We start from the raw sequence: 18061 nt of genomic DNA, 5'->3' as shown, positions 1-18061 counted from the left end.
TATTAAAATTACTTAGTCATAATACAGATAACATCTTCATCAACTGTGATGTGTCCATCTTGATTAGGTATAAATGCATTTGAAGCACATGTAATATCGTATTGATTAAGCAATAATTGCTTTGTCTCATACTTTAAACCTTCAATTGTGATCAAGGTTGGAACTCGTGAAAAAAAGCTTATATAAGTCTTTTCTTGGTAGTCATCATATTTTAAAGTATGAGCACCTTTTTTAATTAAAAAAATATTTGTATCTTCATTCATAAAGTGAATATTATATTTAAATATTAAGCTAAAAATAGAAAAGTTTTTATCATAACGTTTTGTCGGATTTGCTACAAAAATGATTTTCTGAGGACTATATTCTAAAGCTTTCATGATTGCTACTTCCCCATCAAAGTAATCTTTTTCCGTATTTAAAATTTCAATTTGAGTAACTTTTGATTTGATTAACTCCAGTTCTTCTTTTGAAACTTTATCGAAATCTCCAACTGCATAATCAATTTTATAATTGCGTTCAATTAAATCTAAACAACCTCGTTCAACTCCAATAATAATATTTTCATGATTATTGAACATATCATAGTTAATTTTTGTTTTTGCCGTAACAATTAAAACATTTTTAGTCATTATGAATTAAGTCCTTTGCACGATCAACAAAATCTTCTTGACCAAATAAATAACTGCCAGCAACAATCAAATCAACTCCGTATTTTTTAACAATTTTTGATGTTTCTTGATTAATTCCACCGTCAACTTCAATTGAATACTTATAATTATTGGCTTGACGCATTTCGGCTAAAGTTTGAATTTTCAAAGCCGCTTGTTCAATAAATGATTGTCCACCAAAACCAGGTTCAACTGTCATAACAAGTACATTATCAATAATCGGAAGATAATTTTTAATTTGTTCAATATTTGTCTTAGGTGATATTGCTAAAGAAGCTTTAATGTTATGATTTTGACATAATTTTATAAATTTTTTTGTCTCTGTTTCTGTCATTGATTCAATATGCATAGTCATCATTTCTGGTTTGCTTTTTAGATAGTCTTTAAAAAAATCTTCAAAAACTAATGTTTTTACTTTAACCATAAAATGAATATCTACTTTGATACTAAAATTTGCTTTAATATCATTCAAAATTTTTGCTCCAAATGTTAAATTAGGAACAAAATCATAATCCATGACATCATAATGAATTCATTCAATACCCGCTTGCTCACATAGTTCTAGTTCTTGTTTTAAATTAACAAAGTTTGCACTTAAAACACTTGGTAAAATTGTATATTTTTTCATCTTAGTACTTAACCTTTCGACTCTTAATTTCCTCAATCATTTTTAAATAATCTTCATAAACAAATTGCGGTATCATTTTGCTTAAAACTGCTTCTTTAATTGCACATTTAGTTTCGTTATTGTGCTGACAATTTGCGAACTTACATTGATTTCGATATTTTTCAAAAAATTTAAAATTAAATAATAAGTCTTCAACTTCAATATCTTGTAATTCAAATGAAGAAAAACCTGGAGTATCAGCAATTAAAATATTTTCTGGTAACTTATATAACTCAACTGCTGTAGTTGTATGCTTTCCCCGATTTAAATTTTTAGAAATCTCTTGCGTTTTTATTTGTTCTTCATGTGCCAAAAAATTATTTAGTGTCGAGGATTTTCCTGCTCCTGTTTGTCCAGTAAAAACTGATATCTTATTTTCTAAAATATTTTTAAGTTCATCTAATGAGCTTTGTTCAGGCATAGAGTTATTCATGATAATTACTTTATAATTTTGCGATTGATAACTCTTAATTTTTTCTATAACTTCTAAATATTTGTTTGATTGAACTAACAGATCCATTTTTGTAAAAACCAAAATTGGTTCTATATGTTTAGTTTCTAGCATTGCAATGTATTTATTTAAAATATAGGAAGCAAACAGTGGTTCAAATAAGGCTGTAACAATAACTACTTGATCAACGTTAACAATTTTTGGACGATAAAGCTCAGTTTTGCGATCATTTATTTTAACAATATTAACGATTTTGTTTGCTTGATCGATTACCTCAAAAAAAACAAAATCACCTACACAGGGTTTTGCTTCTCTTTTTAAATTTCCCTTAGCATGAGCGGTGTATACTACTTCATCATGTAAGACATAGCTTGTTGAACTATCAATTCTAATAATTATTCCATTCACTAGTATCGCCTCCTTTTTATCCTGCTAAAATAACAAACGCAAATCCAACAATTAAAATTACCATCGCTATAATTGTTGGAATTGTATAACGATATCGAAATCTTTTAAAAAACATTTCGTTTTGATAAGGACGATATTGCATCGCACTTTTCACAAATAATTCCGACTTAAATTTTTTAGGTATTACAATTTCTTTAACATTATGATTTTCTTTAACTCGTCTTAAATCTTCTAAAAACTCATCAATATTTTGATAACGATCTTCAGGTTCTTTAGCTAAACATTTTAAAATAATATTTTCTAACCCCTGAGGAATCTTACGATTATAACTTGTTGGCTTATCAATATCTTTAAAAGCATGATAATAAGTTACACGTTTATTTGCAAAAAGTTTTTGCTTATCATCTAGTTTTTTAAAATTTGCACCTTCAAAATTATTGTATAGATCTGTGCCCGTCGCTGATTGATACATCATCACTCCTAATGAATAAATGTCAGTTGTAAATTCTGTGCTCTCTTGAGTAAATAATCCTTGTTCTGGTGATGCATATCTTGCTGTTCCTGGTGACAAGGTTGCTCCATTTTTTTGATTACGGCTATCTAAAATTGTAGAAATTCCAAAGTCACTAATTTTGGCAATTTCATGTTGTGCAATCATAACATTTTCAGGTTTCAAATCCCTGTGAACTACTTTTTCTGCATGAATCGCTTTTAATCCAATAGCAATCATTTCATAATAATATAAAATTTCTTGCAGACTCATTTCAGTTTGAAATTTTGCCATTTTTTTACCAAGGTCCAAACCACCTTCAATTAATTCTAAAACAATGTAAAAGTAACTTTCTCATTCATCAAAATCCAAAATCGAAACTACATTCTGAACTTTAGATAATTTTGCAAAAGTATCTCGCTCTAATTTTGAGCTTATCTTTTGAGCGCTTGTTCCCCCAGAAAATAAAGATATTTTTAAAGCAATCATTTTTGTAGCTTCATCAGTATATTTTAAGTTTTCTGCTAAATAAACCGAACCAAAACCACCACTTCCAAGTAAGCTGACTATTTTATAACGATCTCCCACGATTGTTCCAATTGGCAAATCGACTTTTCTTGATTGCTTGACTTCTGGCTTAACTTCAGGATTATTGACTTGCTTATTTTGGTTCATTTTGTTCAACCTCCAACATTAATATTGTTAAGTTATCTGTTGAAAAATTTGATTTCGCTAAATCAATTAATTCAGCACATTTTTTCTTAGGTTTTATATCAGCATTTAATATTTCAATTGCCGTTTCATCATCAATATAATCATGAACTCCATCTGATGTTAAAAAGTAAAGTCCTTCAGGCTCATTAATAATGTATGTATCAATTTTTAAAGATTTTGTAGGTCCCAACGCACTTGTTAAAACTTTTCAGTAAGTAACTTCATTAAAGCGGTCTCCATAACGTTTGTGTAAGTCAATTTCACGACGCTCTTCTTCAGTTGTTGCATTTCATAAATTTTGATCTTTAGTAATATTATAAATTTTATTATTCTGAAATTTATGAGTACGAGAATCACCAATATTGATGACATAACCTTTGTCTCCAGTAAACAAAATTGCTGTTAGCGTAGTTCCCATATCTTTTGCTTGTGGGTTCAACTCTGCGTATATTTTCATAGATATCAAAATATCTTCAACAGCTAAGCGCATTCAACGGTTAATTCATTCCTTATTTTGATTTTTAAATGAAGCATTATTAAAAATTTCTACAAATTTATCAACAGCAAGCTTAGATGCAATTTCCCCATGAGCATGTCCACCCATTCCATCACAAACGATCGCAAAAAAATCTCCAGCCTTGTTTTTAACAAAGCTAGAATAATCTTGATTAGTTTTTCTAAAGTTTCCCTTATCTGTCATTTTAAATGCTTTATACTTCATAGACACCTTTTTAAATTTTCTATAATAATTTTATCATTATTAACCTTTTTTCTTTGATTTTTTAAGTTTTTTAATAAAAGCTCATAAAAAGATAATAAACAGTAGGCCTAATGAAATTACCGCTAATCCTAACCCTATTTGTCAATCAGAAAAAGTTGCTTTTTGATTCGAAACTTCATCATTTGACTTATCTTCATCAATCTTATCAATTAGCGGAGTTTCATCAATAGGATCTGGTGTTACTTTAGGAACCACAATTTCTTCTTTAAAAGTAGATTTTAAATGAAGTTCTTGATGACCTTTGATAACTTTAAGATATGGTTTTTGCACAATAATTTTTCAATGTGCATCGGAAATTTTAACTAAGTCCAGATATTTGAAAAACATAAATTTATAGTCTTCCAATAACTCAATCACATCTGTTTTTGTAAGTTTTGACAACTTTTTTGGAGTAACTAAACGAGTATTTTTAAACATTTTAGGAATCTCATAAATCGGTTGATAATTAATTACTAGTTTTGGAACGTTCATAGCATTCAAATATGGATTTTTTTGGGTTAATGAAGTCTTTAAAAAGAGTTTGGTGACAGTAACTGGATTTTCAAAATTTAGCGCTGAAAAATGCCTTAAGTCTTCAACACTGAATTGCGGAGTTTGATAAAACTTTTTAAACCCCTGTAGATTTTGAGTTTGGTTTTTTAATAACTCATCTACTCTTGAGTTAATTAAATCATTAAAATTAGTTTCATAACGATCAAAATAGTTAGTTGCTAGGTTAACTACTAACTGGTTATCTTTTAAGCTAGTATATGGTTTTAGAAATGATATCTTAACATCTTTTAAAGTTATTTTACGAGCTTTAAAAGCAAATGTTGAGTGCTCCACTAAGTCCTTTGGTTTATATATTGATATTAGTAAGTGTCTTTGTTGATTGATCTCAACTGCAAAGAAATATTTTAAATTGCGGACAAATGTTTCAATATCACCAGGATGAACATGAACAATTGGAAGGTCTTTAAGATTTTGTGTTTCTCGCCGATTAAGTTCATCAACTTTTAAATCAATTTCATTAACCGATTTAATGTAGCGATACTGTTTATATCAAAAATCATAGTCATTTTCAATTTCATCAATAAATGTGGCTTGAATTCTGCTAATCGCTCCTGCTTGAATTAATTCTTGGTCAAACTTAGTCAAATTAATCGTAAAAGAATAGTTGAAGTATGTATTTCATAAGGGTCAACGCTTGGGAACACTAAATGTTTTAACAATTGGCTGGTCAATTTTCTTAGTGGCAATTTCAGAACTATCAGTTTTTTGAATTGATGATACTGATAAAGGCGAAAAGCTCAATAGTTTGAACAAACAAGTAATAAATAATAAAAATTTTGTCATATTTCCTCCACAAAGGATTAGAAAAAAAAAAAAAAGTTGCCCGAAAGTTAATCTTTCTCAGCCACTTTTTTTAGTTTACAAATATAAAACCCATCTGTATTATTTTCATAACCAAAAATTTGTTCTTCAGACACAATTTTCATTTCAGGATATTTTTTAAGAAAATTATTTATTTGTGCACTATTTTCATCTTTATTAATTGTGCATGTTGAATAAACCATTTCTCCACCAGTCTTTAGATTGTCATAAGCAGTTGATAGTAACTCAGCTTGAAGATTAACAATTTCTGCTAAAGCTTGCTGATCTACATTGTTAAATTTAATTTCTGGTTTACGTTTCAAGACCCCAAACCCTGAACAAGGGGCATCTAATAAAATATAATCAAAAGATTGAGGATGATTAATTAACCGAGCATCACCTGCATGAAGTTCAACATTTTGAACATTTAGACGGTCAATGTTTTGTTGAATTAGTTTCAGCTTATTTTCGTTTAATTCATAAGCCACTAATTTCCCAGTATTTCGCATAATTGCAGCTAAATGAGTTAACTTACCCCCTGGAGCTGAACACATATCTAAAACGCTTGAATTTGGCATTGGTTGCAATCTTTCTGCTACCAAAATTGAAGCCGCATCTTGAATTGTAATTTTTCCTGAAGTATATAATTCACTTTTTACGATTGCCCGATCGGCAATTAAACAATCTTTTATATCACTTTTTTGCAATCCAAATTCTTTTTGATAATTAGTTAAGAGGTCTTCAACTGTTGTTAATAAGGTATTAACCCGAACGCTAATTAACGGACGTTGGGTAGAATCCAAGCAAAGTTTTCTTGCAACATCAACACCATAACTATGACTAATTTTTTCAAATAAAAATCATGGATAACCATTTTCTACACAAAGTTTGCGATCAGGATGATTTATTTTTACTTCAAAAAAACTAACCTTATCACGAAGAACTTTTTGTAAACAAGCATTTACTAGACCTGTAAATTTAGGATTTACTTGGCGGGCAAGTTGCACTGCTTCATTAACAATCGCATATGCTGGAATTGCTTCTAAAAATTTAATTTGATAAATGCTCATTCATAGTAATACTTGAATTTCAATCGGTGTTTTACGATTATCAATTAATTTTGATGTTAAGTAATCTAAATAAATTTTATAAGTAATTGTTCCATGCACAATTGCAAAAATTAAATTTTTAAACTTTTCATCAATATTTTTGTTTGAGACTTCATTTAATAACACATTCGAAAAAGCCTTATTAGTAAAAACTTTTTTAAGAATCTCTCAGCTTTCTAAACGTGAATTAATCATCACAGTCTGATTTTTGTTCAATACTAAAGAAATTAATTTTGAACATTAATTTTTGAATTCCTAGTACGACAAATTCCTTATCTAGTAATTTTTTAAAGTCCCCATGAGCTAATACTTTTCGGTAAAGATTATCAGTTAAAATTTCAATTAAGTTTTTTTCAGCATCAAATTTTTCTTGTTCTTCTTCACTAACTTTATTGGTATCCAATAAACGTACATTAGTTTCTCAATTTTCTACAAAAAATTGGTAAGTTTCTTTAACAATTTCTGTGACAATTTCTTTTAATTGAGAATAGACAGTCGGTTTTAGCGGTTCTGCTGCACCTTCAATTTCCAAAATATCAGTAATTTTAGCAACGGCATTTTCAACAGAATCGTTTTCTACAATATATTGGTAATTATGTTTTAACGGAATTTCTAGCATTGCCTTATCTAAACGTTGCTTAATAATTTCTTCTGACTCTGATTGACGACCACTAATACGGTTTTTTAATTCCATTAATGTTGGTGGCATTAAGAAAATTGACAAAACATTTTTTTCGTTACGAAGCACTTGAGTTGCTCCATCAACTTCAATTTCTAAAATGACATTTTTTCCCTTGGCCATTTGTTCTTCAACATACTTGCGCGGAGTTCCATAGTAATTTCCGACAAAGTTAGCAAATTCAATTAACTCATTATTAACAATTGCTTCGGCAAATTCTTCGGGAGTTACAAAAAAATAGTGTACTCCGTCTTGTTCTCCATTACGAGGTTTTCTTGTAGTCATTGAAACTGAATATTCTAAATTTAAATGTTCGTCATCACGTAATACGTTATTAACACTTCCCTTTCCAACTCCACTTGGTCCAGAAATAATAACCATTCTTCCTTTTCTTTGCGCCATTTTTACTCTCTTTCTAATCTAAAAAAATATAGATATTTATTTTTATACTCTTTGGTTTTCAATAATGTCAAATCTTTGATTACAGTTAAATCAAGTTTTTCTGGAGATTCAACAATAATAATCCCCCAGTTATTCAACAAGTTATTTTGCTGAATTTTTTCAAAAACTGTGTAATAATATTCTAACTTATTAAACGGTGGATCTAAATAAATTAAATCAAAACTATCACCCTTTAATGTCAATAATTCAATAAGATCCAAATAGTCTTTTTGATAAATTACATATTCTTGTTGACTAACTTTCTGAAAGTTTTCTTTGATAACTTCCACAGCAGGTTTGTAATGGTCATTTATAACTGCAAACTTAAGACCTCGTGATAATCCCTCAAGTGATAGTGCTCCTGAACCTGCAAAAAGATCTAAAGATTTTTTATCATCATAAACAAAGTAATTGCTTAAAATATTAAACATATCTTCTTTCATTCGAGCTGTTGTTGGGCGAGTATTAGTACTGTCTAAAGTAACTAGTTTTCGAGCCCGATATTTTCCGCTAATGACGATCATAAAACCTCCTCTAAATAATAGTAATTATATCAAATTTACCTTATTGATAAAATTTTTTATTTTTAATAAACTTGATATTTGCTATACTTTTAATAGAAAACGGGAGAATATTATGAAATTAGACATTAATAAAGATTTATTACAACCAGAAATTCCAACTAACAAATGGTTGGTTAAAGATGATAACCTTAAAGTTATTCGCTCAGTGAGCCCTGATGTAGCAGATCCTAAAAATCTAACTAGCGAACAAAAAATTTGTATGCAACGTTTAATTGATTTTGTCCGCTACTCACAAGACCCAATTTTAAATAACGAAGAAAACCAGGATTATTTACGTCCAGCTGTTGGATTAGCTGCTCCCCAAATTGGTTATAACTACAATATGTTTTTTGTCAGATTTGAGTTTGAAAAAAATGGGGTTGGCGAAGAATATGCTATGATTAACCCAAAAATTATTGCTAAAAGTGAACAAATTACAGCTTTAGAAGATGGCGAAGGATGCTTAAGTGTCGATGTTGACCATGAAGGTATTGTTCCACGAAGTTTTAAAATTGTTGTCGAAGCTTATGACTACTTTACAAATGAACTTGTTGAATTAACCCTTCGTGGGTATCGTGCAATTGTTTTTCAACATGAAATTGACCATAATCAGGGTCATTTATATTACGATCTAATTAATCCCACAGATCCACAATATGCCGAAGAAAAATGAATTTTAATTTAATTTTGTAGTAACAAAGAATTTTTGAGGTTTCAAAACCATAATAAAGATTTAAAAATTAACACTTTTAGGTGTTATTTTTTATTTTTTATAATAAAATACTAATAATAAAAATCTGGCACCAAATTTGTAAATCTGAAAGGAGAATCCTATGAAGCAAATTTTTACTAAAAAATCACTGTGACTTGTTTCATCTGCAAGCGTTTACTTACTTGTTCAAATGCTCTTGCTATATTTAAACAAATTAACAATTGCTGATCATTCAATTAACCGAGCAATTAACGTAATTAATTTCTTTGTTGTTGGAACATTATTAGCAGTTACAATTGGAAATTTTGTAAAATTTATTTATCATGCTGATTTAGTTCTTAACCACAAAGTTAGTGTTAAAACAATTACTAAAAGTCAGACCCTTTTTGATTTTGTTAAAAGTGTTGTCGCTTTATTTCCGATTCTTTTAACAAAAGGTTTATATTTACTTTTTGAAGATTTATCAACTAATTTTAAATTTTCTTTTTATACTCAAGTAATTATCTTAGTATTAATAATAATTGTGCTAATCAGTACGATTATTTTTGGCTACATGTTGGTAATTTACTTTCAAAATGGCGAGTATTTTGAAGATGAAGATTCTCAAATAACAATTTTACAATGACTACGATGCTATCGTCCCAAAACTAAAGATAAGGACAAACTTGCCGCTGAACAAGCTGTTATTACAACATTTATTATCAAAGTTATAATCTTACTAATCCATTTAAAAAATACTGTTGAACTAGTGTTTAAAATTCGTCTTACAAATTGACAAATTTTAACAAAAAAAACGGTTTCACCTTGATCATTAATCGCCTAATTATTTAAAAAAATAAGGAGGTTATGATTACCATATGAAAAAACTATTAACAGCATTAAGTGCTATTACTTTGACCGCCACTACTACAACCGCAGTTGTCAGTTGTGGTCCTTCAAGCAAAATGAAAACTAAAAAAATCACTCAAGCAGGAATTAAGACTGAAGTTGAAGAATTTTTAAGCAGTCAAACTTTTAATTCTCGTGAGCAAGCAATTAAGGCTTTGTCAGACAAACAATGAAAAGCTGAAGGAATTAATGCTTTACAATCTTCTGCGATGTCTGATATCTTACCAAGATCAATTTATATTACTCCCCTATTAAAACCCAACTATAGTTGAGAAAATGAATACGATAAAAGTTTTTCAGCTATGTTTCAATTAGACATTACTCAAACTGTTCAAAATAAATATCAAGAACTTACATCAATAAAGTACTTAAGTATTGATGACGCTAAAACTAAAATTAGCCAAGGTCTTGAATCACTTTATGGTATTAAAAGTGTTAATTTCACATGAATTGACTCAACCAATATGAAATTTACAGTTGCATTCAATTATGAAACAAATATTATTGGTCCTAAGTCGCTATCTGGAACAGCTCTTCAAAAAGTCAATCTGACTAACCAAATCACAGAGGTTATTGAAAGCTTTGAAGCGACAAAATTTGATTCAGAAAAACAATTACAAGAAGCTCTAAATAAATCATTAAAAGAAATTAATGGAGTATCAAGTGTTAAATTGATTTTAGATTCAACAAATTCGAAAACATCTTCAACTACTTATAAAATTGAAGTGACTTACAAAGATGGTTTTGGAGGACTAAATTACTATAAGCAATCATTTTTAATGAAAACTGATTTGACTAATCAAATTAAAGATTTATTAGATAGTTTTGCAACTACTTACTTTGATACTAGATTAGCAGCAGAAGCAGCAATTGAGCAAAAATTGAAAACAATTGGTGGAATTAGTGAAGTTCGCATTTCGGCAACCCCATTAGAAAATACAACCGATATTTACAACTATACCATTACTCCTAAATATGACAGTAATGACTATACTGGTGCTGAAACATATCAAAATCAGTTTAAAGTAAAAACTAATATCACTACATTAGTTAACGACAAGCAACAAGCATTTGAAACTCAGGAGTTTGCAAATTACTTTGACGCTGAAAGTAAAGCTAAAGAATTACTAGAAAGTATTAATGGGATTTTTAGTGTTAAAGTTAACGAAGTTAATAAAGAAGCATCAACAATTACTTTAAAACTAGTTTGTGATGATAAATTTGTTGTTGATGCTACTGAAGTTCAATGAAACTTTAAAGTTGCCTTTCCAAAAATTAATAAAATTGAAAACCAACAACTAAGTTATCGTGATCAATCAATCACTAAAACAATTGCCATTACAGGCTCTAAATTAGATAATAAAACTTTAATTGCAACGGCTGCCAAACCTGACCTTTTAGCTGTTAAAGTTGAAAACCAAAATTTAACAATTACGGCATTAACAAATGTTAGCGGCGCTGTCACTTCTCAAATAACTTTACAAGTCGCTAATGCTCCAGAAACTATGATTAGTTTTAACGTTACAATTCAAGGACAACCTGAAGTAGAAATCTTAACTCCTTCATTACCAAAGTTACTTAAAATGCGTATTGGTTGAGAACAAGAAATTGATTTCAAACTAAATTACTTTGATCCTGCAACCGATAAAATCGCTGCAGCACCTTCTGATAATGATGGCCAAACAGCAGGAGAAATTGTTGCTAAAGATGCAAGCTTAAATATTTATACCCTAAAGATTAAAGCTTTAAAAGGTAACAATATTGCTAATAATGGGCAACAACAAATGAATATTTTAGTTAATGATGCAGTTGCTAAAAGTTTTGGAACTCAAATATATACTTTACCTATTCTTTCTTCTTCAATTAGCAATAGCTCTCAATTAGCAATTAAAACTTACTCAACAGCAACTATGGAACTTAAACTAGAATTAAGTGATCCTAATGATAAAGTATCTGTTAGAGTTAGCGATAATGATGGCATTGTTGTTCCTACTTTAACAAAAATTGATGATGCTAACTATAAGCTAGATATTTATGGAGCTAAAAGCAATAGTTTTTTTCCAATAGGAGGAAACCAGGACGTAGTCATTAGTATTAATGGTACTGATGTTTGAAAAATTAATACTCGCGTAAGATAAATTAAACTTAGTTTCAAACAGTCTAACGAAATATATCATTAATAATAAAAATGGAAGTGCAATACTTATAGAGATTATTCTCATAAGACGCCTTCCATTTTTAATTTGGATTTCATTATTTAGTAATTAAACATTTTCAAGACTTTTATTTTAAAATTAAATATTATCTAATTTTTATTTCAAATTAATTTTTGTAATAAAATCAGAAATTGAGCGATAGTCGCGTTGCATAATGTATTTCAATACTAGATAGCCTTTTTCCTCTTTACATTGATATTCCTTAATTCCAGCAATCAATGGAACTTTCTTAATTTCTGCAAATAGCTCATCATAGGAACTAAAGCTTCTTGAACTTGCCATCGTTGCTACCATGTCTTGAAATTGTTTAATTTCAGTCGTATTAACATTTTTACTAGGTTCTTTAAATTTTGGTTCAATATCAAAGTTACTTCAATCTCCTCGATATCCGTCTTTATAGTTAGAATAAAATCTTACATAGTAGCTATACTTCGTAAAACTTGGTTTTACTCCAACTGGCAATTGTATTTCGAAAATTTTTTCATAGTACTCGTCGATGTCATAGCATTGATAATCGGCAAGTTTAAGAGCTTTGGCTTTGAAGCTGCTTCAATCAACAGTTTTTCGCATTTTCAATCTTCAAGTTCCTAAAGTATCTTCATAGTCTTCTTTAACAACCAATGTAAGTAAAAATTCATCTTTAATTTGTTTATATTCAAAGTCTTTGATTGATTTTGGTAATTGAACCAATTTAATTTCACTAATAAGTTCAGCAAATGAATCATCATCAGTAAACTCACTATTTGAACTATTTAGTAATATATTCTGAACTTCTTCAACATAGTTGTTGATCTCTTCAACATCATGACTTTTTATTGGAACAAATTGATAAGTTTGAGGTTCAACTTGAACATAACCTTGTTTCATTACAAACACAATGGTAATTGTTGTTCCAGAACTTGTTGCCGTAATTGTTTTAACACCTACTGGTAGTTTAATTGCTTTAATTTTAGTAATTGCTGCTTCAATAGTTATAACTTGACGATTAACAATTTTGTTAACTTCATTGACAAAAGTAGTTGTATCAACATCACGAATTGGATAAAAATTGTAAGCTTGCCCAGGAACTGCAACATATCCTGGTTCAACTGTAAATGCTATATAAATTGTTTTGTCGGAATTAGTAACTACAATTGACTTCACTCCTGTTGGTAAGGCTAGTTCTTTAATCTTAGCAACTGCTTCACCAATTGTTTTATATTGATGTTCATTGGCAATATAAGCTGCTTGAGCTGAAAATGCTGTTGTATCAACATCACGAATTGGATAAAAATTGTAAGCTTGTCCAGGAACTGCAACGTACCCTGGTTCAACTGTAAATGCTATATAAATTGTTTTGTCGGAATTAGTAACTACAATTGACTTCACTCCTGTTGGTAAGGGTAGTTCTTTAATCTTAGCAACTGCTTCACCAATTGTTTTATATTGATGTTCATTGGCAATATAAGCTGCTTGAGCTGAAAATGCTGTTGTATCAACTTCTTGAATTGGGAAAAACTCATACGTTTGATTTTGAACTTTGCTGTAACCTGTTTTTACTGTAAAGGCAACTGTAATTGTTGAATTTGAACTAGTCACCACGATAGAATTTACTCCGGTTGGTAATAATAATTGTTTAATCTTAGTAATTGCTTCGCCAATAGTTTTGTACTGACGATTTGTTATTTTACTTGCTTCAACTTGAAATTGTGAAGTATCAACATCTTGAATTCGTAAAAATTGATAAGATTGATTAGAAAGTTGCACATAACCAAATTCCATTTCAAAAGCAACAATAATTGTTGATTGTGAATTTGTCGCATTAATAGATTTTACTCCGGTTGGTAATGATAATTCTTTAATCTTAGCAATAGCTTCTTCAATGGTTTTATATTGACGATTGACAATTTTATTAGCTTCCTCGGTAAATGTTGTAATATCTACATCTTGAATTGCTAAGAACTCATAAGTTTGATCAGAATGTAAAATATATCCTGATTCAACTGTGAATACCACAGTGATTGTTGTCCCTGAACCTGTGACATCAATTGTTTTGACCCCAGTTGGTAAATCTAATCCCTGAATCTTAAGTACTGCTTCTCCAATAGTTTTATACTGACGATTTACGATACTTTTGGCTTTAGCATCGAATAGTGAAATATCAACACCTCGAATTGGTAAAAATTGATAAGTTTGATTAGAAAGCTGAACATAACCAAATTCCATTTCAAAGGCAACAGTAATTGTTGACTCTATGTTTGTCACAGTAGTTCCTTTGACCCCTGTTGGTAATTTCACTTCTCTAATCTTTGTGACCGCTTCATCAACAGTCTTATACTGACGATTTACTAATTGGTCAACTTCTTGAGTGAATTTTTCAAGATTTGCTTCTTGAATTGGTAAAAACTCATAAGTTTGATTTGGAACTTGAACATACCCTGGTTTGCTTGTAAAGGCCACGGTAATTGTTAATTCTGAGTTTGTCACGGCAATTGTTTCGATTCCAATTGGCAACGAGATTTCTTTAATTTTAGCAATCGCTTGCTCAACAGTCTTATACTGGCGATTAACAATTTTTGAGGCATTGTTTGCAAACTCTGCTGTGTCTATTTCTTGAATAGGATAAAAGTCATAGTTTTGTTCTGGAATTTGAACGTAACCAAATTCCATTTCAAAGGAAACTATAATTAGTGATTCTCCTGTTTCATCTGGTTCAGAACATATTACATCAATTTCCTTAACCCCTGTTGGTAATTCCAGTGCTCTAATTTTATCAAGAGCTTCATCAACATCTTTAAGCTGACGATTTACCATTTGCTTAATTTCTTCGGTAAACGCTGAGATATCAGCTTCGCGAATTGGTAAAAATTCGTAAGTCTGATCAGACACTTCGACATAACCGGGTTTACTTGTGAAAATGATTGTTATCATTGAAGTTGAATTTGAAATCTTAATTGCTTCAACTCCAATTGGTAACTCTAACTCGTTAATTTTAGCAACCGCTTGCTCAACTGTCTTATACTGGCGATTAACAATTTTGTTAGTCTCTTGTACAAATGTGGTCATGTCTATTTCACGAATTGGTAAAAATTTATAAGTTTGGTTGGCAATTTGAACGTAACCAAATTCAACTTCAAAAGCGACTGTAATTGTTAACTCAAAATTTGTGACTGTAATTGTTTTAACTCCAACTGGTAATGATAATTCTTTAATTTTAATGACACCTTCCGCAACAGTTTTATATTGACGATTTACAATTTGATCAACTTTTTGAGCAAATTCTGTAGTATCTATTTTTTGAATTGGTAAAAACTCATAAGTCTGATCATTAACTTTGCTATAACCTGTTTTTACTGTAAAGGCAACTGTAATTGTTCAATTTGAATTTGTCACAGCAATTGCTTTAACTCCAACTGGTAATGACAGTTCTTCAATTTTAGTGATTGCTTCAGCAACAGTACTATATTGGCGATTCACAATTTTTGTAGCATTGTTTGCAAATTCTCTTGTATCTACTTCCTGAATTGGTAAAAATTGGTAAGTTTGATTAGAAAGTTGAACATAACCAAATTCCATTTCAAAAGCAACAGTAATTGTTGACTCTATGTTTGTCACAGTAATTCCTTTAACCCCTGTTGGTAATTTAGCTTCTCTAATCTTTGTGATTGCTTCAGCAACTGTTTCATATTGACGATTTACAATTTGATCAACTTCTTGAGTAAACTTTTCAAGATTTGCTTCTTGAATTGGTAAAAATTCAAAAGTTTCGTTTGGAAGTTGTAGATATTCTCGTTCCATTGTAAATTCTATTGTTATGATCACGTCAACGTTTGTTACTGCAATTGTCTTAACTCCTGTAGGTAGATCTAAAGTATTGATTTTAGTAATTGCTTCTTTAACAGCTTTAAACTGACGATTGACAATTTTATTAACTTCATTAATAAAGTCGGAAGGATTAGCATCTTTAACTGGTAAAAAAGTGAATACTAAATTAGGTATCTCCATGTATCCCGGTTTAACTTTGAAAGAAATTGTAATTTTGGGATTATTAACGATAATTTCAAAGCCCACAACTCCCGCTGGTGCTGCTAACTTAACAATTTCTCGCTTGACATCTTCAATTGATTTAAATTTATACTCTACTAAATTTTTAACCTTAGTCTTAAAGTCAGCAATGCTTACTTTTTTAATCGGTGTAAATACCAAGACTATATCCTCTATTGCAGCGTAACCTTTTGATACTTCAAATTGGAGTTTAATTTCACTATCACTTGCTTTAGATACCACAACTTTCACAACTCCTTGTGGAAGCTCAGAAATTGCTTGAATTTGTTTAATTGCTTCATCAATTGTTAAGTGTTTTTCTTGAGCTTCTTGTCTGGCAGCTGCTAAATAATTTTCAAGATTAATTTGTTTGGGCTTAGTGTTCCCGCAAGCAACAACGCTAATTCCTGTAGTTGTTGCTAGACTTAGCGCTCCTAAAATCGCTAATAGTTTTTTCATATAAAAAATCCTCTTTCTTTCCCACATTCAAATTTATTATTTGAATATAATTTATATATAAAAAATAACTCTTTTTTCAAATGGCAAGAAAAAAAAAAAAAAAAAAGTTCATAAACCACCAAGTGGTTTATGAACCGAATCAAACAGTCTTAGAAATTTATTTTCTCCGAACATTTTAAACTAGCTTTTTAATTTGTTATTAATATCTAATATTTCAAATTTCTTAGTCGTTTCCAACACTTTAATTATCACTAAGCTTGTATTTAGGACGAATGTCAAATAGAAATCAAGGTCCTCTATAACCGTCAATGTATCTTGCATAGAAAATTATACGGCCTTCGATGTATTTTTTTTCAAATTTTGCTATTGCTCCTTTTGGAAGCGGAATTTTGTTGATTTTATCAAAGTACTCATGAATATCATAAGTTTTTTCATTGGCTAAGTCTTTAGCTTTTCTTATAAAATCACTTCAATTAACTGTCTTTCGAGTTTTGAAGGCGTGACCCATCGTTTTTCCTACAAAACCTGATTTAAAAATTAAAGTCACTGTTATATAATCATTTTTACTTTCAAAAATTTTAACGGTAGCAACTGAGTCTGGCAGATCTAAATCTTTGATTTTGTCAGCTAAACTACTCTCATCATCGGTAAATTCATTATCCATAATAATATTTCTAATTTGATCAAGATATCTATTTATTTCACTTATATCATATTGTTTTCCTGGAACAAATACGAAACTTTTATCTCCAATATGAGCATAGCCTTTTTCCATTGTAAATTTAATTATAATGCGATCAGAAACACTTGTTACGTCAATTTTAGCAACTCCCTCTGGAAGTTCCATTTCCTTAACGGCCTCAACAAATTTTTCAATTTTTACAAATGAATGCATTCTCATTTCGTTAATTTTGTCAATAAATTCTGATATATTAGCATCACGAATCTTGCTAAATTCTAAGACAAAGTCTGCAGGTTTGGCATAACCTTTTTCACTAACAAACGTAATTCTAATAAAATCACTACCAGGTAATCTTTCAACATTAAATGATCTAACACCAACGGGTTTTGATAATTTTTTAATACCATTTATGGCTTCGTCAATTGTTTCATATTTATACTCTGCTTCTTCTTTTACTGCTGCTTTAAAACTTACCAAGTCAACATCTTGGATTGCCACAAAAGTGTAGTCTTGACTTGGAACTTGGACATAACCTGGTTTCATTGTAAATTTAATAGTTATTTTTGATCCAGCATTAGAGACAGTAATTGATGCCACTCCGGTTGGTAAGCTCAACGCCTTAATCTTGGTAATTGCTTCACCAACAGTTTTAAATTGGCCATTAACAATTTCGTTAACTTTTGTTCTAAATGCTGAAGTATCCACTTCTTGGATTGCCACAAAAGTGTAGTCTTGACTTGGAACTTGGACATAACCT

14 protein-coding genes are annotated in these 18061 nt (G+C 29.9%); 3 read left to right on the top strand and 11 right to left on the bottom strand.

Features of this window, described 5'->3' with window-relative positions; all coding sequences use genetic code 4:
- Positions 1-8 precede the first annotated feature (8 nt).
- The 9 genes from L872_RS0101295 to rsmD are packed head-to-tail and all read right to left on the bottom strand — an operon-like array spanning position 9 to position 8285.
- Positions 9-629: a thiamine diphosphokinase gene (locus L872_RS0101295; protein WP_027063085.1), complete on the bottom strand. Its 621-nt coding sequence runs from the start codon at positions 627-629 to the stop codon at positions 9-11.
- Positions 622-1296 (bottom strand): ribulose-phosphate 3-epimerase, encoded by a 675-nt coding sequence (rpe, locus tag L872_RS0101290; protein WP_027063084.1) that lies wholly within the window; start codon positions 1294-1296, stop codon positions 622-624. The genes L872_RS0101295 and rpe overlap by 8 nt, the downstream gene beginning before the upstream one ends.
- A 1-nt stretch (position 1297) precedes the next feature.
- Positions 1298-2194 carry a ribosome small subunit-dependent GTPase A gene (gene rsgA, locus L872_RS0101285; protein ID WP_027063083.1) on the bottom strand — a complete coding sequence of 299 codons (897 nt, stop codon included), beginning with the start codon at positions 2192-2194 and terminating at the stop codon, positions 1298-1300.
- Positions 2195-2210: 16 nt separating this feature from the next.
- Complete coding sequence (locus L872_RS0101280) at positions 2211-3359, bottom strand: serine/threonine-protein kinase (RefSeq protein ID WP_027063082.1); 1149 nt, start codon at positions 3357-3359, stop codon at positions 2211-2213.
- A complete protein-coding gene (locus L872_RS0101275) occupies positions 3346-4119 on the bottom strand; it encodes a PP2C family protein-serine/threonine phosphatase (protein WP_027063081.1) in 774 nt (257 codons plus the stop codon). Before L872_RS0101275 ends, L872_RS0101280 begins: the two co-directional genes overlap by 14 nt.
- A gap of 39 nt (positions 4120-4158) precedes the next feature.
- Positions 4159-5514 carry a hypothetical protein gene (locus tag L872_RS0101270; RefSeq protein WP_027063080.1) on the bottom strand — a complete coding sequence of 452 codons (1356 nt, stop codon included), beginning with the start codon at positions 5512-5514 and terminating at the stop codon, positions 4159-4161.
- Between the two features lie 47 nt (positions 5515-5561).
- The gene (gene rsmB / locus L872_RS0101265) at positions 5562-6836 is read right to left on the bottom strand and encodes a 16S rRNA (cytosine(967)-C(5))-methyltransferase RsmB (protein ID WP_156923088.1); all 1275 of its coding nucleotides are present in this window, start codon (positions 6834-6836) and stop codon (positions 5562-5564) included.
- Positions 6829-7722, bottom strand: coding sequence for a guanylate kinase (gene gmk / locus L872_RS0101260; RefSeq protein WP_027063078.1), 894 nt, complete (start codon positions 7720-7722; stop codon positions 6829-6831). The genes rsmB and gmk overlap by 8 nt, the downstream gene beginning before the upstream one ends.
- Before the next feature lie 2 nt (positions 7723-7724).
- Positions 7725-8285, bottom strand: a complete 561-nt coding sequence (gene rsmD, locus L872_RS0101255) for a 16S rRNA (guanine(966)-N(2))-methyltransferase RsmD (RefSeq protein WP_027063077.1) — start codon at positions 8283-8285, stop codon at positions 7725-7727.
- Positions 8286-8397: 112 nt separating this feature from the next.
- Between rsmD and def the strand changes: the two genes are divergently transcribed.
- The 3 genes from def to L872_RS0101240 all read left to right on the top strand — a co-directional run bounded on the left by def (position 8398) and on the right by L872_RS0101240 (position 12062).
- On the top strand, positions 8398-9009 hold the full coding sequence (def, locus tag L872_RS0101250) for a peptide deformylase (protein WP_084340172.1): 612 nt from the start codon (positions 8398-8400) through the stop codon (positions 9007-9009).
- Between the two features lie 148 nt (positions 9010-9157).
- Positions 9158-9859, top strand: coding sequence for a hypothetical protein (locus tag L872_RS0101245; protein WP_027063075.1), 702 nt, complete (start codon positions 9158-9160; stop codon positions 9857-9859).
- A 34-nt stretch (positions 9860-9893) separates the two neighbouring features.
- Positions 9894-12062 (top strand): lipoprotein, encoded by a 2169-nt coding sequence (locus L872_RS0101240; RefSeq protein ID WP_027063074.1) that lies wholly within the window; start codon positions 9894-9896, stop codon positions 12060-12062.
- Positions 12063-12236: 174 nt separating this feature from the next.
- Here L872_RS0101240 and L872_RS0101235 read toward each other — a convergent pair whose 3' ends face one another.
- Positions 12237-16622 carry a lipoprotein gene (locus L872_RS0101235; protein ID WP_027063073.1) on the bottom strand — a complete coding sequence of 1462 codons (4386 nt, stop codon included), beginning with the start codon at positions 16620-16622 and terminating at the stop codon, positions 12237-12239.
- A 241-nt stretch (positions 16623-16863) separates the two neighbouring features.
- On the bottom strand, positions 16864-18061 hold a 1198-nt coding region (locus L872_RS05105), incomplete at its 5' end, for a hypothetical protein (protein ID WP_036268822.1).

The organism is Mesoplasma seiffertii ATCC 49495 (assembly GCF_000518725.1).
Classification (GTDB): Bacteria; Bacillota_I; Bacilli_A; order Mycoplasmatales; family Mycoplasmataceae; genus Tullyiplasma; species Tullyiplasma seiffertii.
The sequence above is the reverse complement of the archived record's forward strand: the minus strand, read 5'-3'. Positions and strand labels throughout refer to the sequence as shown.